This is a genomic window from Paraburkholderia piptadeniae (assembly GCF_900007165.1).
Classification (GTDB): Bacteria; Pseudomonadota; Gammaproteobacteria; order Burkholderiales; family Burkholderiaceae; genus Paraburkholderia; species Paraburkholderia piptadeniae.
Genome location: NZ_CYGY02000032.1, coordinates 287,331 through 305,589 on the forward strand (window position 1 = coordinate 287,331; position 18,259 = coordinate 305,589).

Here is an 18,259-nt window from a genome sequence, read left to right on the forward strand (position 1 = left end):
TGATGCCTTCGATGCCAGTGGCGATGCCTTCGACAAGCAGGCAGCCCGCTATCCGATATGCGTCTTGCTCGCGGCATACAGCTCGCGGAACGTGCGCCCGACGGGCGCGGGCATCTCGCGCGTATTCGTCCAGCCTGCGCCGAGCGGCAACTTCGCGATCGACTTCCTGCTGCCGCCCATCCGCTCCAGGATTCGCACGCCGAGCTTCGTGAACAGTCCATAAGCGGTCGGGTGCATCGCGAGATAGCCCCAGACGGCGAGCCCGAACCGCTCCTGCCACGGCCGCAGGTGACGCTCCATCTGCCGCTCGCGCAGCTTGCGCAGCAGGTCCGACAGCGGGATGCCGACGGGACACACGCTATTGCATTCGCCGCAGAGCGTCGCGGCCTGCGGCAGGTCGAGCGCCTTCTCGATGCCCACGTAGCTCGGCGTCAGCACCGAGCCCATCGGCCCCGGATAGACCCAGCCGTACGTGTGGCCGCCGACCTTCTGATACACCGGGCAGTGGTTCATGCACGCGCCGCATCGGATACAGCGCAGCATCTCCTGAAAGTCGCCGCCGATCAGCCCGGTGCGCCCGCCATCGACGAGCACCACGTACATATGCTCCGGCCCGTCCTGATCGTCCGCGGCGCGCGGCCCCGTCAGCACGGAGAAATAATTGGAGATGTCCTGACCCGTCGCCGAGCGCGGCAGCAGACGCATGGCCGTTGCGAGATCCTCGAGCGTCGGCAGCACTTTCTCGATGCCCGTGACCGCGACGTGCACGCGCGGCATCACCGTGCACATACCCTCGTTGCCCTCGTTGGTCACGAGCGCGACCGAGCCCGTTTCCGCGATCACGAAGTTGCCGCCCGTCACGCCCATGTCGGCCGTCATGAAATGAGGACGCAGCATCTCGCGCGCTTCGCGCGTCATGTCGGGAATTTCGGTCAGGCGCGGCCGCTGGTGCGTTTTCGCGAAAAGATCGGCGATCTCTTCCTTGTCCTTGTGGACGACGGGCGCAATGATGTGGCTCGGCGGCTCGTTGTCGTTGATCTGCAGGATGTATTCGCCGAGATCGGTTTCGATCGACTGCACGCCCATCTGTCCGAGCACCTCGTTCAGGCGCATTTCCTCGGACACCATCGACTTCGTCTTGATCACCTTCTTCACATCGTGCTTGCGCGCGATATCGGCGACGAGCTTCGCGGCGTCCTGTGTCGTCTCGGCGAACAGAACCGTGACACCGCGCCGCGTCGCCTCGCGCTCGAACGTTTCGAGCCAGACGTCGAGGTTCTCCAGCGCGCGGTCGCGGCGCTCCTTGAGCGCGGCGCGCGTCGCCGGAAAGTCGATCGCGGTCATCGCCGACGCACGCGCCGACACGAATTTCGTCGACAGCTTGGTCAGATTCTGCTGAAGGCGCTGGTCGGCGAGTTTCTGGCCCGCGCGCGCCTTGAACTGCATCGTTTGGACTTGCATGACGGCCTTGGGGATCGGGTTATCGATGTTGACTGCCAGCTGCTGACTGCCTTGACTGCATGGCTCTGGCCAGAATGCGTGGCTTACGCGTCGCCCGCCAGCACCTGCGCGATGTGCAGCACGCGCGTGGTCGTATCGCCCGTGCGGCGCAGGCGCCCTTCGATGTTCAGCATGCAGCCGAGGTCGCCGAGCACGACAGTATTCGCGCCGCTTGCCTGGATGTTGCCGCATTTCTCGTCGACGATCGCCGTCGAGATATCGCCGAACTTCAGCGCGAAGGTGCCGCCGAAGCCGCAGCAGTGCTCGCAGTTCTTCATCTCGGTCACGGCGACGCCCGCCTGCGCGAGCAGCGCACGCGGCTGCTGCTTGACGCCCAGTTCGCGCAGCCCCGAACACGAATCGTGGTACGTGACAGGCCCCCTGAACTCACCTGGCGTCAGCTCGACCTTCGCGACGGTGGCTAGAAAATCGGTCAGCTCGTAGACCTTCGGACGCAGACGCCCGAAGCGGCCCATCAACTCGGGATCGTCCGCGAAAAGATCGCCGTAGTGCGTGCGGATCATGCCGCCGCACGACCCCGACGGCACGACCACGTAATCGTACTGCTCGAACTCGCGCAGCGTCTTTTCCGCGAGATCGCGCGCAATGCGGCGGTCCCCGGAGTTGTACGCCGGCTGCCCGCAACACGTTTGCGCCGGCGGCACGAAGACTTCGAAGCCTGCGCGCTCGATCAGCTTGATCGCGGAAAAGCCGATTTCGGGGCGCATCAGATCGATCAGGCAGGTGACGAAAAAACCGACTCGCATGAGTGCTCCTCCGGGTAAACGTCCCTGATTATCCGCTGTTTGGCGCGCAATACCAACGCGTGACGGCCCCTACGCGCAATGAACCCGCAATGCGCCACACGACGCCGCGACCCGACGACAATTTCGACCGGCGTTCGCTTTTTTCACAATACGAGATACAATCGGTTTTCCGCTGTTTGACGCGTCAACCGTCTAGTCTTATGAGCGACACGAACCCGGACCCCAAAACCTCGATCCAGGTGATCGAGCGCATGATGCGCCTGCTGGACGCCCTCGCCGCGCACAGCGATCCCGTCAGTCTGAAGGAGCTCGCGCAGCGCACCGATCTTCACCCCTCCACTGCCCACCGAATCCTGAACGACATGGTGACGTGCAGGCTCGTGGACCGTTCGGACCCCGGCACTTACCGCCTCGGCATGCGGCTGCTGGAACTCGGCAATCTCGTGAAAGCGCGCCTGTCGGTGCGCGACGCCGCGCTGATGCCGATGCGCGAGCTGCATCGGCTGACGGGGCAGACCGTGAACCTGTCGGTGCGCCAAGGCGACGAGATCGTCTATATCGAACGCGCCTACTCCGAACGCTCGGGCATGCAGGTCGTGCGCGCGATCGGCGGCCGCGCGCCGCTGCATCTGACCTCTGTCGGCAAGCTCTTCCTCGCCGCGGACGAATCGACCCGCGTGCGCGCGTATGCGACGCGCACGGGTCTGTCCGGCCATACGCAGAACAGCATCACCGATCTCGCGAAGCTCGAACGCGAGCTGTTGCACGTGCGCCAGCAGGCGTGCGCGCGCGACAACGAGGAACTGGAACTGGGCGTGCGCTGCATCGCGGCGGGCATCTACGACGATACGGGCAAGCTGGTCGCGGGCCTGTCGCTTTCCGCGCCCGCAGACCGGCTACAGGATTCGTGGCTCGGTCAGTTGAGCAAGACGGCGCTTGTGATTTCCGAATCGCTCGGCTATCACCCACAGGAGCAACAGGCGGCTGCATCGTCGGCGCAGTCCGCGTAATTTACGTCTTGCGGCGTCAAGCTCTCTGAATCGACGCAATCAAAAAGCCCCGCATCAGCGGGGCTTTTTGTCGTGTTTCGTCGGAAGGAGGCCTGCGCTCAGGTGCCCGCGCCGTTGGCATCCGCGCTCGTGATGCGCTGTTCGCCGCCGTTGTCGAGCCACGTGCGCAGACGCTGCGCATCGGCGAAACGCGAGTACTTGCCCGACGAGTCGAGCAGCACCAGGATCATCGGGCGATCGTGAATGGTCGCCTGCATCACGAGGCACTCGCCCGCTTCGTTGATGAAGCCCGTCTTCTGCAGGCCGATATCCCACGACGAGTTGCGCACCAGCGCATTCGTGCTGTTGTACGCGATCGTGCGCTTGCCCGTGTACACGTCGTAGCTGCGATCCGTCGAGAACCTGCGGATCATCGGGTACTGATACGCGGCATTGACCATCTTCACGAGATCGCGGGCGCTCGCCACGTTCTGGCTCGTCAGGCCCGTCGGGTTCTCGAAGTGCGTGTCGGTCATGCCGAGCGCCTTCGCCTTCGCGTTCATCGCCGCCATGAAAGCGGGACGGCCGCCCGGGAAATAGCGCGACAACGCGGCCGCGGCGCGGTTTTCCGACGCCATCAGCGCGATATGCAACATGTCTTCACGCGAGAGCACAGAGCCGACGGACAGACGCGAGCCCGTGTTCTTCTCGTAGTCGCGGTCTTCGTCCGTGACTTCGATCTGCTCGGTCATCGGCGCCTTCGAATCGAGCACGACCATCGCCGTCATCAGCTTCGTGATCGACGCGATGGGCACGACCGCGCGCGAGTTCTTGTCGAACAGCGTCTCAGACGTGTTCTGGTCGACGACGTAAGCGACACTCGAGCGCAGCATCAGCGCGTCCGGCGTGTCGTGCAACCCGAACGCCGTGCCGACGGACGGCTGACGCGGCTCGAACGCGACACGGCGAACGGCCGTGTGATGCCGGCCGTTCATCGTGTACGCGACACGGCGCTTCTTCGCAACGGGACGGGATTCTTCGTCGTTAGAGACGGCCGCCGCCTTCACGGCTTTCGACGACTGGCTGGAGACCTTCTCGGCAGCCGCCTTTTTGGACGACTTCTTGCCTGCTTTCGCGGCTTTGGCGGGCGCCGTGGCGGACGCGGCGAACGCGTCGACGGGTGCGGCAAAGGCCGCTGCGATGACCACCGAGGCAGCCACCGACAGAGCGGTGCCGAGCGCCGCGCCGTGCATCACTTTTAGTGACGAAAACATGTCGGTTTTCATTGGTGTTCTGGTTGGGAGCGGCGAGAGAGTTTTCGCCAGTGTAGTAAAACAGTTAAAAATTAGCAATATTAAGCACTTATCGCCCTTCCTTAAACCAAGTTGTCAGGCTCCGTTAAGAAAGACAATAAGCCAAGGGTGCGCCATCGAAAATGCCAATGACACACCGGCACGTCGCCACTGCCTTGCCACTGAACGGGACTCACTCGATCAGCATATCGGCATATTTGACACAAACTTGATCAGGGGAAGTACGGTCGCGTACGGTAGAGAATCAATCGACCCGCAAACGTCCCGGAACGTGTTGCCTACCGCACCCGATGCGCGTTTCGCAGACACCGCAAGCCGCTCGATTTTTAAGCGCCTACTGGGAACAGCACATCGCGCTTTCGACCGGAATGGACTTTTAACGTTCCGCTACGGTTTTCGGTTTACCTGAGAATTTTACCTTTTCGACCAAAAATGCGCCGCTGGCACGCCACCGCCTTTCGCGGCTTGGGAGAGCGCGTATTTTGCGGCACCACATCAGTGCAAACCCTAGTGTGCGGGCGCTTCACCAGAATGTCATAAACGCTACATAACCTGCTGTTTTAGCGGCAATTTTTATGCGTTGTGCGTTGCACAAAATAGTTCTTGACTTCCATCAGAGCCGTCCTAAAATGGGAACCGTTGCTGCGACGCACAACGCACTGCGGACCAGCGAACCCATCACGATCTGCAGTTAACCCAACTCGGTCCGCGATAGACGGGCCGGAAATCCAGGAGCGTAAACATGACTCTGCTGACCCCTGAGCAATTCGCCGCAGCGCAGAAGGCCAATCTTGAAACCCTGTTCGGCCTGACCTCGAAGGCATTCGAAGGCGTCGAAAAGCTGGTCGAGCTGAATCTGCAAGTCGTCAAGTCGACGATCGCTGAAAGCCAGGAAAACGCACAACGCGCGCTGTCGGTGAAGGACGCGCAAGAACTGCTCGCGCTGCAAGCGGGCCTGACGCAGCCGGTGGCAGAGAAGGTTCTGTCGTATGGCCGTCACCTGTACGAAATCGCATCGGCTACGCAAGCTGAATTCGCACGCGTCGCTGAAGCTCAATACGAAGAGCAGAACAAGAAGGTGCAAGCGCTCGTCGAGAACGTCGCGAAGAACGCACCGGCTGGTTCGGAAACGGCTGTCGCCGTGATCAAGTCGGCCATCACGGCCGCTAATACGACGTACGAAACGGTTCACAAGGCAACGAAGCAGGCTGTCGAAATCGCTGAAAGCAACTTCAACGCGGCTGCAACGGCTGCATCGAAGGCCGCTTCGCAAGCTGCCGCTCAGGCTTCGCGTACGGCAGCATCGGCCAAGAAGGCTGCTGTCTAAGAATCAACGAAACGGTTTCAACGGATCGGGCCTCACCCGCGCCTGACGGATGCCCCATCATCCGTCGAGGCGCAGCCGCGAGAGACACTGTCGAAGTGACTGGCGGAACGGAATGGCGCCGCACGGTCAACGCTTCGGCGACCAGGCGGCCAGACGCTCCGATACGTTAAACAGCGTATCGTTTCCCCGGCTCAGGCCGGGATTTTTTTGCCCGCTCGCTGGGCGTTCGCTTCACCATCTGCTTCGTTTCGTGCAAATTCGCGACGGCGAAAATCGCGACACCGATGCGATACTCATGAAAAACGGCGCGCCCCTCTTTCGAGGGACGCGCCGTTGTCACATGCGCTGATCGCGAAAGCGGCGTGACGAACTCACGCCGCCCGCCACTTACTTCTTCTTCTGCGGCGGCAGATCCGTACAAACGCCTTCATACAGCTCGGCGGCCATGCCGATCGATTCGCCAAGCGTCGGGTGCGGATGGATCGTCTTGCCGATATCCGTTGCGTCGGCACCCATTTCGATCGCAAGACACACTTCGCTGATCAGGTCGCCCGCATTGAGGCCGACGATGCCGCCGCCGATCACGCGATGCGTCTCTTCGTCGAAGATCAGCTTCGTGAAACCTTCGTCGCGGCCGTTGGCGATCGCGCGGCCCGACGCGGCCCACGGGAACACTGCCTTGCCATACTTGATGCCTTCGGCCTTGCACTGGTCTTCCGTCTTGCCCGCCCACGCCACTTCCGGATCGGTGTAGGCCACCGACGGAATCTGCAGCGCGTCGAAGTACGCCTTCTCGCCGTGCGCCGCTTCCGCTGCCACGTGGCCTTCATGCACGGCCTTGTGCGCGAGCATCGGCTGGCCGATGACGTCGCCGATCGCGAAGATGTGCGGCACGTTGGTGCGCTGCTGCTTGTCGACTTCGATGAAGCCGCGATCCGTCACGGCCACGCCCGCCTTGTCCGCGCCGATCTTCTTGCCGTTCGGGCTGCGGCCCACGGCGACGAGCACGAGGTCGTAGCGTTGCGGTTCGGCGGGCGCCTTCTCGCCCTCGAACGACACATAGATGCCGTCGGCCTTCGCTTCGGCGGCCGTGGTCTTCGTCTTCAGCATGACGTTGGCGAAACGCTGGCTGTTGAACTTCTCCCAGACCTTCACGAGATCGCGGTCAGCGCCCAGCATCAGGCCGTCGAGCATTTCGACGACGTCGATCTGCGCGCCGAGCGTCGCATAGACGGTCGCCATTTCCAGCCCGATGATGCCGCCGCCGATCACGAGCATGCGCTTCGGAATCTGGGGCAGTTCGAGCGCGCCCGTCGAATCGACGACGCGCGGATCTTCCGGAATGAACGGCAGCTTCACGGCTTGCGAACCGGCCGCGATGATCGCCTGCTTGAAGCGGACGACCTTCTTGCCGCCCTCGCCCTGCACTTCCATATGATGCGGATCGACGAACGTGCCAACGCCCGTGACGACTTCGACCTTGCGCGCCTTCGCCATGCCGGCGAGACCGCCCGTCAGCTTCTTGACGACGCCCGACTTGAAATCGCGCAGCTTGTCGAGATCGATCTGCGGCTTGCCGAACGAGATGCCGTGGGCGGCGAGTTCGTCCACTTCGTCCATGACGAGCGCCGTGTGCAAGAGCGCCTTCGACGGAATGCAGCCGACGTTCAGACACACGCCGCCGAGCGTCGGGTAGCGCTCGACGAGCACCGTCTTCATGCCGAGGTCGGCCGAGCGGAACGCGGCCGAGTAGCCGCCAGGACCCGCGCCGAGCACGAGCATGTCGCACTCGATGTCGGCCGCGCCGGAATAGCTGCCCGCTTGCGGTGCGGGCGCCGATGCAGCGGCAGGAGCCGGCGCGGGAGCCGCTGCCTTCGGTGCAGCCGCAGCCGCGCCGCCTGCGCCTTCCAGCAGCACGATCACCGTGCCTTCGGAGACGGTATCGCCAACCTTGACCTTCACTTCCTTGACCACGCCAGCCGCGGGGCTGGGTACGTCCATCGTCGCCTTGTCCGATTCGAGCGTGATGAGCGACTGCTCCTTCTCGACGCGATCGCCGGCCTTCACGGCGATTTCGATGACGGGCACATCCTTGTAGTCGCCGATATCCGGCACCTTGATTTCCTGCACGCCGCCGCCCGCCGTCGATGCAGCAGCGGGCGCGGCCTTCTCCGGTTCCTTGCTGGCTTTGGCTTCGGCGGACGTTTCAACGAGGGCGATGACGGTGCCCTGCGAGACCTTGTCGCCGGCCTTGACGCGGACTTCCTTGACGGAGCCGGCCGTGTCGCTCGGCACTTCCATCGATGCCTTATCCGATTCGAGCGTCAACAGCGACTGCTCTTTTTCGATCGTGTCACCCGGCTTGATATTGACTTCGATGACATCGACGTCCTTGAAATCGCCGATGTCCGGCACCTTCACTTCGACGAGACTCATAGTGTCCCCTTCTCTTATTGACCGTGTTGAAAGAAGGCCGCGAAAACGCTGAACCCGCGACAAGAAGCGCAGGCCCGATGCCGTTCGCCAGCAAGGCGACACGGCAAAGCGGGTTCAGCGAAGGCGCATGAACGAACGCATCGACGCGACGTTCAGGCGCCGGCGGCCGTCACTCAACAATCAAAGAATCACACGCCGGAAATCGGCAAGAATCGACCCAAGATACGCATTGAAGCGCGCGGCTTCGGCGCCATCGATCACGCGATGGTCATACGACAGCGACAGCGGCAGCGTCAGGCGCGGCACGAACTGCTTGCCGTCCCAGACCGGCTTCATCGCGCTGCGGGACAGGCCCAGGATCGCGACTTCAGGTGCATTGATGATCGGCGTGAAGTTCGTGCCGCCGATGCCGCCGAGCGACGAGATCGAGAAGCAGCCGCCTTGCATCTGATCGGGCTTGAGCTTGCCCTCGCGAGCGAGCTTTGACAGCTCCGCCATTTCCTTGGCGATATCGACGAGACCCTTCTTGTCCGCATCGCGGATCACGGGCACGACGAGGCCGTTCGGCGTATCGGCGGCAAACCCGACGTGGTAGTACTGCTTGAACACGAGGTTGTCGCCATCGAGGCTCGCATTGAACGTCGGGAACTTCTTGAGCGCCCCGACGACGGCTTTGATCACGAACGCGAGCATCGTGAACTTCACGCCTGCCTTTTCGTGCTCCTTGTTCAGTTGCACGCGCAGCGCTTCGAGGTCGGTGATGTCCGCTTCGTCGTTGTTCGTGACATGCGGAATCATCACCCAGTTGCGATGCAGGTTCGCGCCGGAAATCTTCTTGATGCGCGACAGCGGCTTCGGATCGATCGGGCCGAACTTCGTGAAGTCGATCTTCGGCCACGGCAGCAGGCCGAGTTCGCCGCCACCCGCGGCAGCCGGCGCTGCAGCCCCGGCGGGCGCCGCGCGCTGGCCCGTCATCACGCCCTTGACGAACGCGGTGACGTCGTCCTGCGTAATGCGTCCCTTCGGACCCGTGCCTTGCACGCGCGACACGTCGACGCCCAATTCGCGCGCGAACTTGCGCACCGACGGCGACGCATGGCTCGCGCGATACGCGCCGCCTTCGCCTGCCGGAATGACGGGCGCCTGTGCAAGCGCGGAGGGCTGTGCGGGAGCCGGCGACGGCGCGACGGGCGCGTCGGACGGCGCTTCTTCGTGCTTCGCGGCAGCGGGAGCGGGCGCAGCCGCGCCACCCTCGGCTTCGAGCAGCACGATCAGCGTGCCCTCGGAGACGGCATCCCCGACCTTGACCTTCACTTCCTTGACGACGCCGGCGGCCGGGCTCGGCACGTCCATCGTCGCCTTGTCCGATTCGAGCGTGACGAGCGACTGCTCCTTCTCGACGCGATCGCCGACTTTCACGGCGACTTCAATCACGGGCACGTCCTTGTAGTCGCCGATATCCGGCACCTTCACTTCCTGCACGCCGCCACCCTTCGCTGCGGGAGCCGGAGCAGGCGCCGCGGCAGGCGCGGGCGCGGCCGCTCCGTTGCCTTGCGCGGGCTTCGCGGCAGCTGCGCCGCCTTCGCCGTCGAGCAGCACGATCAGCGTGCCTTCCGACACCGTATCGCCAAGCTTGACCTTCACTTCCTTCACCGTGCCCGACGCCGGGCTCGGCACATCCATCGTCGCCTTATCGGACTCCAGCGTGACGAGCGACTGCTCTTTCTCGACGGTATCACCCGCCTTCACCAGCACCTCGATTACAGGAATGTCCTTGTAATCGCCGATGTCCGGTACCTTGACTTCGATCGCTTGGCTCATTGTTTTCTGTCTCCAGGGCCGCGCGCACCTCGCCCGCCCGCTTCGGGCGACGAGGTGCGCGTCAGGGGCTCGCGGGGGCGATGCCTTAGACGGTCATCGGGTTGGGTTTGGACGGATCGAGGTTGTACTTCTTCAGCGCGTCGGCTACGACCTTGCGCTCGATCGTACCCTCGTCGGCCAGCGCATTCAGCGCAGCGACCGTGGTCCAGTAGCGGTCGACTTCGAAGAAGTGACGCAGCTTCTCGCGCGTATCCGAGCGGCCGAAGCCGTCCGTGCCCAGCACGACGAAGCGTTGCGGCACGAATGCGCGGATCTGCTCGACGAGCGCGCGGACATAGTCGGTCGAGGCGACGACGGGGCCCTTCGCGTCCTTCAGCAGCTTCTCGACGTGCGACAGCTTCTTTTCGGCCAGCGGGTTCAGCAGGTTCTGACGCTGCACTTCGTGGCCTTCGCGAGCGAGCTCCGTGAAGCTCGGCACGCTCCACAGGTCGGCCTCGACACCCCAGTCGTTCTTCAGCAGGTCGGCGGCGGCGATCACTTCATTGAAGATCGTGCCCGCGCCCATCAGCTGCACGCGCGGCGCCTTCGCGTTGTCCGCGCCCTTGCGGAACGCGTACATGCCCTTGATGATGTCCTTCGCCACGCTCTCGCCCTGCGGGATCGCCGGGTGCTCGTAGTTCTCGTTCATCACCGTGACGTAGTAGAACACGTCTTCCTGCTCCTGCACCATGCGGCGCAGACCGTCCTGCATGATGACGGCAAGTTCGTAGCCGAACGTCGGGTCATAGCTGATGCAGTTCGGCACCGATGCCGCCCACAGCAGCGAGTGGCCGTCTTCGTGCTGCAGGCCTTCGCCGTTGAGCGTCGTGCGCCCCGCCGTGCCGCCCAGCAGGAAGCCGCGCGAACGCATGTCACCCGCGGCCCAGGCCAGATCGCCGATGCGCTGGAAGCCGAACATCGAGTAGAAGATGTAGAACGGGATCATGATCTCGCCGTGCGTCGAGTACGACGTCGCCGCAGCGATCCAGTCCGACATGCCGCCCGCTTCGTTGATGCCTTCCTGCAGGATCTGGCCCGTCGTCGATTCCTTGTAGAACATCAGCTGGTCGGAGTCTTCAGGCACGTACTTCTGGCCGTCCTGATTCCAGATGCCGATCTGGCGGAACAGACCCTCCATGCCGAACGTGCGCGACTCGTCCGGCACGATGGGCACGACGCGCTTGCCGATCGCCTTGTCCTTCAACAGGATGTTGAGGATGCGGACGAACGCCATCGTCGTCGAAATCTCGCGGCCTTCGCCCGTGCCCTTCAGAAGCGGCTCGAATGCGTCGAGCGCCGGGACGGGCAGCGATTCCGCCTTCTGGCGGCGCGCCGGCAGATAGCCGCCCAGTTCCTGACGGCGGGCGCGCATGTATTCGAGTTCCTTCGAGCCTTCCTCGAACGTGAGGTACGGCACGTGTGCGATCTCGTCATCCGAGATGGGCAGACGGAACTGGTCGCGGAAGTGCTTGAGCGCCTCCACCTGCATCTTCTTCTGCTGGTGGGTGATGTTCATCGCCTGGCCGGCTTCGCCCATGCCGTAGCCCTTGATCGTCTTCGCGAGGATCACGGTCGGCTGGCCCTTTTTCTGCGTCGCGGCGTCGAATGCCGCGTAGATCTTGTGCGGATCGTGGCCGCCGCGATTCAGGTTCCAGATGTCGTCGTCGGACCAGTCGGCGACGAGCGCCTTCAGCTCCGGCGTGTTGAAGAAGTGCTCGCGGACATACGCGCCCGACTCCGACTTGTACGTCTGGTATTCGCCGTCGACGACTTCCATCATCCGGCGCATCAGCGCGCCCGACTTGTCGCGCGCGAAGAGGGCATCCCAGCGGCTGCCCCAGATTACCTTGATGACGTTCCAGCCCGCGCCGCGGAATTCGCTTTCCAGTTCCTGGATGATCTTGCCGTTGCCGCGCACGGGACCGTCGAGACGCTGCAGGTTGCAGTTGATCACGAACACGAGGTTGTCGAGACGCTCGCGGCCGGCCATGCCGATCGCGCCGAGCGACTCCGGCTCATCCGTTTCGCCGTCGCCGAGGAACGCCCATACCTTGCGGCCGTCCGTCTTCGCGATGCCGCGCGCCTGCAGGTACTTCATGAAGCGCGCCTGGTAGATCGCCATGATCGGGCCGAGGCCCATCGATACCGTCGGGAACTGCCAGAAGTCGGGCATCAGCCACGGGTGCGGATACGACGAGATGCCCTCGCCGCCCACTTCCTGGCGGAAGTTGTCGAGTTGCTTGTCGGACAGGCGGCCGAGCAGGAACGCGCGGGAGTAGACGCCCGGCGACGAGTGGCCCTGGACGAACACGAGGTCGCCGCCGTGATCTTTGGACGGCGCGTGCCAGAAGTGGTTGAAGCCGACGTCGTACAGCGTCGCTGCCGACGCGAACGATGCGATGTGGCCGCCGACGTTGGTTTCCTTGCCGGCGCGCAGCACCATCGCCATCGCGTTCCAACGCGTGTACGAGCGGATGCGGTGCTCGACGTCCTGGTCGCCGGGGATCTTCGCCTGATTCGCGACGGGGATCGTGTTGATGTACGGAGTGTTGGCGGAGAACGGCAGATGCTCGCCATGCACGCGGGCAAATTCGATCTGCTTCTCGATGAGGTAGTGAGCGCGGTCGGGACCGACAGCAGAAATCACGCCATCTAGCGCTTCGAGCCATTCGGCGGTTTCTTGCGGATCGCCATCGTCTTTGGCGTCGGCGACGTACTTCATGACTTCGTCGGGTACAGCGGACATGCTCGTCTCCTGGATATGGGGAACGCACTGTGAACATGCGACGCGGACGAACCTCGACCGCGGCAGCTTCCGGCCGATTGTAATAAGGCCCACAACGCCTGCGCAAGGAAATTTTCAGATTACGAGAGCGTTTCTCATAATGCGGAAAATTGTTGCGGCGCACCCTGGTTTGACTGCCCATCAGCGAGTACGTCGGCTAGTTTGCGCCGAATTGCGCGACTTTCATCGCTTTTTTGCGGCAATTACGTGTCAGCCGCTGCGCTACAATGCGAGCCATGTTGACCGATCGGCTTTTCGCACGCTCGGCGCGCTCCGCCGGTTCGTCGGCGGACTCGTCGCCCTCTCGCTGGCACCACGGACCCTGGTGGTCGAATTCCTATTTGCTCACGCCGCTCCTGTCGATCCTCGTTTTCCTGGTCGTCATGAGCCTGATTTTGTGGAGTCTGAACCGGCGCGAACAGCAGCAGCAGGAAGACACGCTCTACCGCAATGTCGCGTGGGCGCAGCAGCAGATCCGCCTGTCGATGACGGGCGCGCAGGAGCAGTTGCAGGCGCTCTCGCGCGATCTCGTCTCCGGTCACGCCGACCCGCATTCTTTCCAAGTGTCGACGGCCGATATCATGCAGGGGCATCCCGAGATCCTCTACATGAACTGGTACACGAGCGCGCAGCAGCCGCGCTGGCCGAACAACGCGCTGCCCGGGCTGGGCCAGCGCCTCGCCAAGCCCAATGACCAGCAGATGGACGAGGCCGTCAAGGCCGCGTTCGCCGAAGCGCGCAACACGCGCCGCCAGGTCTACTCGCCGCTGATGTACGACGATGTGGGCAACGGCTACATCACGCTGCAAACGCCCGTCTATCGCGACCGCGATTTCCTCGGCACGATCGCGGCCGTGTTCTCGATCGAAGGGATACTAAAGCGCGACATCCCGCCCGAGCTGTCGGCGAAGTACAAGATCTCGATCATCGACATCAACAACCGCGAGCTGGCCACGACCTCGACGCGCCCGCGCCTGCCGCGCGACGCGTACTACGACCTGCCGCTCGATCCGCCCGGCCAGGGCGTGTCTGTGCGTGTCTATGCGTATCCGCAGATGACCAACTTCACGAACAACACGCTCGTGTGGCTGGTCGCGGGGCTGTCGTGCTTCGTGCTGTGGAGTCTGTGGAGCCTGTGGAAGCACACGCGTCAGCGCTTCGAGGCGCAACAGGCGCTGTACGCCGAAGCGTTCTTCAGGCGCGCGATGGAAAACTCCGTGCTGATCGGCATGCGCGTGCTCGACATGCACGGCCGCATCACGCACGTGAACCCCGCGTTCTGCCGGATGACGGGCTGGGACGAAAGCGATCTCGTCGGCAAGAACGCGCCGTTTCCGTACTGGCCGCGCGACTCGTACCCGGAGATGCAGCGGCAGCTCGACATGACGCTGCGCGGCAAGGCGCCCTCTTCCGGGTTCGAGCTGCGCGTGCGCCGCAAGGACGGCTCGTTGTTCCACGCGCGCCTGTATGTGTCGCCGCTGATCGACAGTTCGGGACGGCAAACGGGCTGGATGTCGTCGATGACGGACATCACGGAGCCGAAGCGCGCGCGCGAAGAACTGGCCGCTGCGCACGAACGCTTCACGACGGTGCTCGAAAGCCTCGATGCCGCCGTCTCCGTGCTCGCCGCCGACGAAGCCGAACTGCTGTTCGCGAACCGCTATTACCGGCATCTGTTCGGCATCCGGCCCGACGGTCATCTGGAACTCGCGGGCGGCGGCAGCTTCGACAGCTCCGCTGCGTCGTCGGACTCGATCGACATGGTCGACGCGTTCGCCGGCCTGCCCGCCGCCGCGCTCACCGAAAGCACCGCCGACGCGCAGGAAGTCTACGTGCAGGGCATCCAGAAATGGTTCGAAGTGCGCCGCCAGTACATCCAGTGGGTCGACGGCCACCTGGCGCAGATGCAGATCGCGACCGACATCACCACCCGCAAGCAGGCGCAGGAACTCGCGCGCCAACAGGACGAAAAGCTGCAGTTCACGAGCCGCCTGATGACGATGGGCGAAATGGCGTCGTCGCTCGCGCACGAGTTGAACCAGCCTCTCGCGGCCATCAATAACTATTGCTCTGGGACCGTGGCGCTGGTTAAATCTGGTCGGACAACTCCCGACAACCTGTTACCAGTCCTCGAAAAGACCGCGCAGCAGGCAGTTCGGGCCGGCATGATCATCAAGCGCATCCGCGAATTCGTGAAACGCAGCGAACCGAAACGACAGGCCACCCGCGTCGCCGATATCGTCGCCGACGCCGTGGGTCTCGCCGAGATCGAGGCACGCAAGCGCCGCATCCGCATCGTGACGGACATGCGCTCGCGCCTGCCCGTCATCTATGTCGATCCCGTGCTGATCGAGCAGGTGCTCGTGAACCTGCTGAAGAACGCTGCCGAAGCGATGCACGACGCGCGCCCCGATGCCGTCGATCCCGTGATTCGCGTCGTCGTGCGGCTCGACGCCGGCTTCGTGTGCATCAGCGTCGTCGACCAGGGTCCGGGCGTCGACGAAGCCACGGCCGAGCGTCTCTTCGAACCGTTTTACAGCACCAAGTCCGATGGCATGGGCATGGGGCTGAACATTTGCCGTTCGATCATCGAATCGCATCGCGGACGCCTGTGGGTGGTGAACAACGTCGAGTCCGACGGCCACATCACGGGCGCCACTTTCCATTGCAGTCTGCCTATTGGAGAGCCTGACGGCCCGAGCAACGGCGGGTCCGAGGCGCCGACACCACAAACCGTTACGGGAGAGCTATGAACACCCCAGTTACCACACAGGAAACCGTGTTTGTCGTCGACGACGACGAAGCGGTGCGAGATTCGCTGCGCTGGCTGCTGGAGGCGAACGGCTATCGCGTTCAATGCTTCTCCGCCGCCGAGCAGTTCCTCGACGCATGGCAGCCGCATCAGCATCCTGGCCAGATCGCGTGCCTGATTCTCGACGTGCGGATGTCGGGCATGAGCGGCCTCGAATTGCAGGAGCGCCTGATCGCCGACAACACGCTGCTGCCCATCATCTTCGTGACGGGTCACGGCGACGTGCCGATGGCCGTGTCGACGATGAAGAAAGGCGCGATGGACTTCATCGAGAAGCCGTTCGACGAAGCCGAATTGCGCAAGCTCGTCGAGCGCATGCTCGACAAGGCGCGTAGCGAAAGCAGCAGCGTCCAGCAGCAGCGCGCCGCCGCCGAGCGCCTCGGCAAGCTCACCGCGCGCGAGCATCAGGTGCTCGAGCGCATCATCGCGGGCCGCCTGAACAAGCAGATCGCCGACGATCTCGGCATCAGCATCAAGACGGTCGAAGCGCACCGCGCGAACATCATGGAAAAGCTCAACGTGAACACAGTGGCCGACCTGCTGCGTCTCGCGTTGTCTAACAAGCCGCAGCAGGCGCAGTAACGCCAGCGCGCCATGCGGGCGTCATCAAGTGATGGCGGCCCCGGAGCCCTCGCCCGCGGTTTGTCTTGCGTGTTGCGCGGGCGTCCGAAGCATCGTTGAGGCCATCACGTGGCGCCGCTTTCGCGGCGTCCTTCGTCGATTCGTCGCGTCCCCTCTTTACACCGCTTCACGCGTCTTCGCGCTTCGCCTCCATCGGCTCCCGTCTCGCGCGCACGCCGCCTTTCATTAGTCATCCAGATTAAGTCGCATCGCGCGACGAGCCGCGTTTTCATACGTCGCCCTCACTCTGTCGCCGTTTCCGCCATCAACGCTACTGCGATGCACGCGACATACAGCGCTCACATCGCGCATATCGCCGGTTCACGTAGCGCTTGCGCGCGCACCTCACTTCCATTATCAGTCGATTTACACCCTCGCTCCCCCATCGCTCCATTGCCACAACACGCGTCGCGGCACGTCGGATTCGACTGACACCCGCCGCGCTCACAACGCAGCAAGGAGGTTCTCACCGTGAATCGATATGAACGCTACCGGCCCCGCACATGGCTGCTTTGCGCGGCGCTTGCGGGCATGCCGCTCGCCGCGGGCATCGTCGCACCCGTTGACGCCGTTGCGCAGACACCCGCGAAAATCACGAACCAGCAACTCGATTCGCTGACGGCGCCCATCGCCCTCTATCCGGATGCGCTGCTCGCGCAGGTGCTGATGGCGTCGACCTTTCCGCAGGACGTGGATGCGGCCGCCGCGTGGTCGAAGTCGAACACGCAGTACAAGGGCGACGATGCCGTCAAAGCCGTCGCATCGGAACCGTGGGACCCGAGCGTGCAATCGCTCGTCGCGTTCCCGCAGGTGCTCGCGACGATGGCCTCGAAGCCCGACTGGGTCACGCAGCTCGGCAACGCGTTTCTCGCGCAGCCGAACGATGTGATGGACTCCGTGCAGCGGCTGCGCAAGCAGGCGCAGTCGGCGGGCAATCTGAAGACGACCGAACAGCAGAAGGTGATCGTCGAGCAGAACACGATCCAGATCCAGCCGGCCAATCCGCAAGTGGTCTACGTGCCGACGTACAACCCGACCGTCGTGTATGGCGCATGGCCTTATCCCGCCTATCCGCCCGTGTATGTGCCGCCCCCTCCCGGTTACGCGATCGCGTCGGGCTTCGCGGCGGGGCTTGCATTCGGCGCGGGCGTGGCCGTCGTCAATTCGCTGTGGGGCGGATTCAACTGGAACAACCATGACGTCAATATCAACGTCAATCGTTACAACAACGTCAACGTCAACAACCGGATCAATTCGAACACCGCAACCTCGAACTGGAATCGCAACGCGAATGTCAACCGCAACAACGCGAACATCAATCGCAACAATGCCAACATCAACAACAATCTGGCCGCGCAACGCGATCAATATCGCGGACGCGACGCATCGCGCACACAGGCGCAACAAACGCTGCAGAACCGCACCGGTCAGAACCTGAGCGGCAACGCGAGCCAGCGCGTGCAGAACATCCATCAAGGCGGCGCGAACGCGGGCGAGATCCGCAACAGCGCGCAGAACATGAACCGCGACAACGCATTGCGCGGCGCCGGCGATGGCGCGGGCTCGCGGCAGGATTTGCAGCGCGGACAGGCAAGCCGCCAGTCGCTCGCGAGCAACGGTGGCGCGAGCAACCGTGTCGGCGCGGGCGGCGGCGGTCAGCAGCTCGGCGGCGGCGAGGCGGGAGGCAGCCGGCCCGGGGCCGGCGGCGCAGGACAGGCAGGCGGCGGCTTCAGCGGCGGAGGCGGAGCCCGGGGCGGTGGCGGCTTTGGCGGCGGCGCAGGCGGTGGTGGCGGACGCCAGTTCCATCGCCGCTGAGCGAACGATCACGAACGATCGACAGGAGGCACAC

Annotated in this window: 11 protein-coding genes; 5 read left to right on the forward strand and 6 right to left on the reverse strand. The window is 63.6% G+C overall.

Going from position 1 to position 18,259, the window contains the following annotated elements; translation table 11 throughout:
* Positions 1-48: 48 nt before the first annotated feature.
* Positions 49-1,461, reverse strand: a complete 1,413-nt coding sequence (locus tag BN2476_RS17875) for a lactate utilization protein B (protein WP_087735485.1) — start codon at positions 1,459-1,461, stop codon at positions 49-51.
* An 83-nt stretch (positions 1,462-1,544) separates the two neighbouring features.
* A complete protein-coding gene (locus BN2476_RS17880; protein ID WP_087735486.1) occupies positions 1,545-2,267 on the reverse strand; it encodes a (Fe-S)-binding protein in 723 nt (240 codons plus the stop codon).
* Positions 2,268-2,467: 200 nt separating this feature from the next.
* Between BN2476_RS17880 and BN2476_RS17885 the strand changes: the two genes are divergently transcribed.
* Positions 2,468-3,277, forward strand: a complete 810-nt coding sequence (locus BN2476_RS17885; protein ID WP_087735487.1) for an IclR family transcriptional regulator — start codon at positions 2,468-2,470, stop codon at positions 3,275-3,277.
* A 98-nt stretch (positions 3,278-3,375) separates the two neighbouring features.
* On the opposite strand, the gene pbpG is transcribed toward BN2476_RS17885, so the two are convergent.
* On the reverse strand, positions 3,376-4,542 hold the full coding sequence (gene pbpG, locus BN2476_RS17890) for a D-alanyl-D-alanine endopeptidase (RefSeq protein ID WP_143810985.1): 1,167 nt from the start codon (positions 4,540-4,542) through the stop codon (positions 3,376-3,378).
* Positions 4,543-5,311: 769 nt separating this feature from the next.
* On the opposite strand from pbpG, the gene BN2476_RS17895 reads away from it, so the two are divergent.
* Positions 5,312-5,896, forward strand: coding sequence for a phasin family protein (locus tag BN2476_RS17895; protein WP_012400861.1), 585 nt, complete (start codon positions 5,312-5,314; stop codon positions 5,894-5,896).
* A gap of 387 nt (positions 5,897-6,283) precedes the next feature.
* On the opposite strand, the gene lpdA is transcribed toward BN2476_RS17895, so the two are convergent.
* The 3 genes from lpdA to aceE all read right to left on the reverse strand — a co-directional run bounded on the left by lpdA (position 6,284) and on the right by aceE (position 12,938).
* Positions 6,284-8,332 (reverse strand): dihydrolipoyl dehydrogenase, encoded by a 2,049-nt coding sequence (gene lpdA / locus BN2476_RS17905; protein WP_087735490.1) that lies wholly within the window; start codon positions 8,330-8,332, stop codon positions 6,284-6,286.
* A 180-nt stretch (positions 8,333-8,512) separates the two neighbouring features.
* On the reverse strand, positions 8,513-10,153 hold the full coding sequence (aceF, locus tag BN2476_RS17910) for a dihydrolipoyllysine-residue acetyltransferase (RefSeq protein ID WP_087735491.1): 1,641 nt from the start codon (positions 10,151-10,153) through the stop codon (positions 8,513-8,515).
* Between the two features lie 85 nt (positions 10,154-10,238).
* On the reverse strand, positions 10,239-12,938 hold the full coding sequence (gene aceE, locus BN2476_RS17915) for a pyruvate dehydrogenase (acetyl-transferring), homodimeric type (RefSeq protein WP_087735492.1): 2,700 nt from the start codon (positions 12,936-12,938) through the stop codon (positions 10,239-10,241).
* Positions 12,939-13,213: 275 nt separating this feature from the next.
* On the opposite strand from aceE, the gene fixL reads away from it, so the two are divergent.
* The 3 genes from fixL to BN2476_RS17930 all read left to right on the forward strand — a co-directional run bounded on the left by fixL (position 13,214) and on the right by BN2476_RS17930 (position 18,225).
* On the forward strand, positions 13,214-15,730 hold the full coding sequence (gene fixL / locus BN2476_RS17920) for an oxygen sensor histidine kinase FixL (protein ID WP_087735493.1): 2,517 nt from the start codon (positions 13,214-13,216) through the stop codon (positions 15,728-15,730).
* Positions 15,727-16,371: an oxygen response regulator transcription factor FixJ gene (fixJ, locus tag BN2476_RS17925; RefSeq protein ID WP_087735494.1), complete on the forward strand. Its 645-nt coding sequence runs from the start codon at positions 15,727-15,729 to the stop codon at positions 16,369-16,371. The genes fixL and fixJ overlap by 4 nt, the downstream gene beginning before the upstream one ends.
* A 510-nt stretch (positions 16,372-16,881) precedes the next feature.
* The gene (locus BN2476_RS17930; RefSeq protein WP_438942885.1) at positions 16,882-18,225 is read left to right on the forward strand and encodes a DUF3300 domain-containing protein; all 1,344 of its coding nucleotides are present in this window, start codon (positions 16,882-16,884) and stop codon (positions 18,223-18,225) included.
* Positions 18,226-18,259 lie beyond the last annotated feature (34 nt).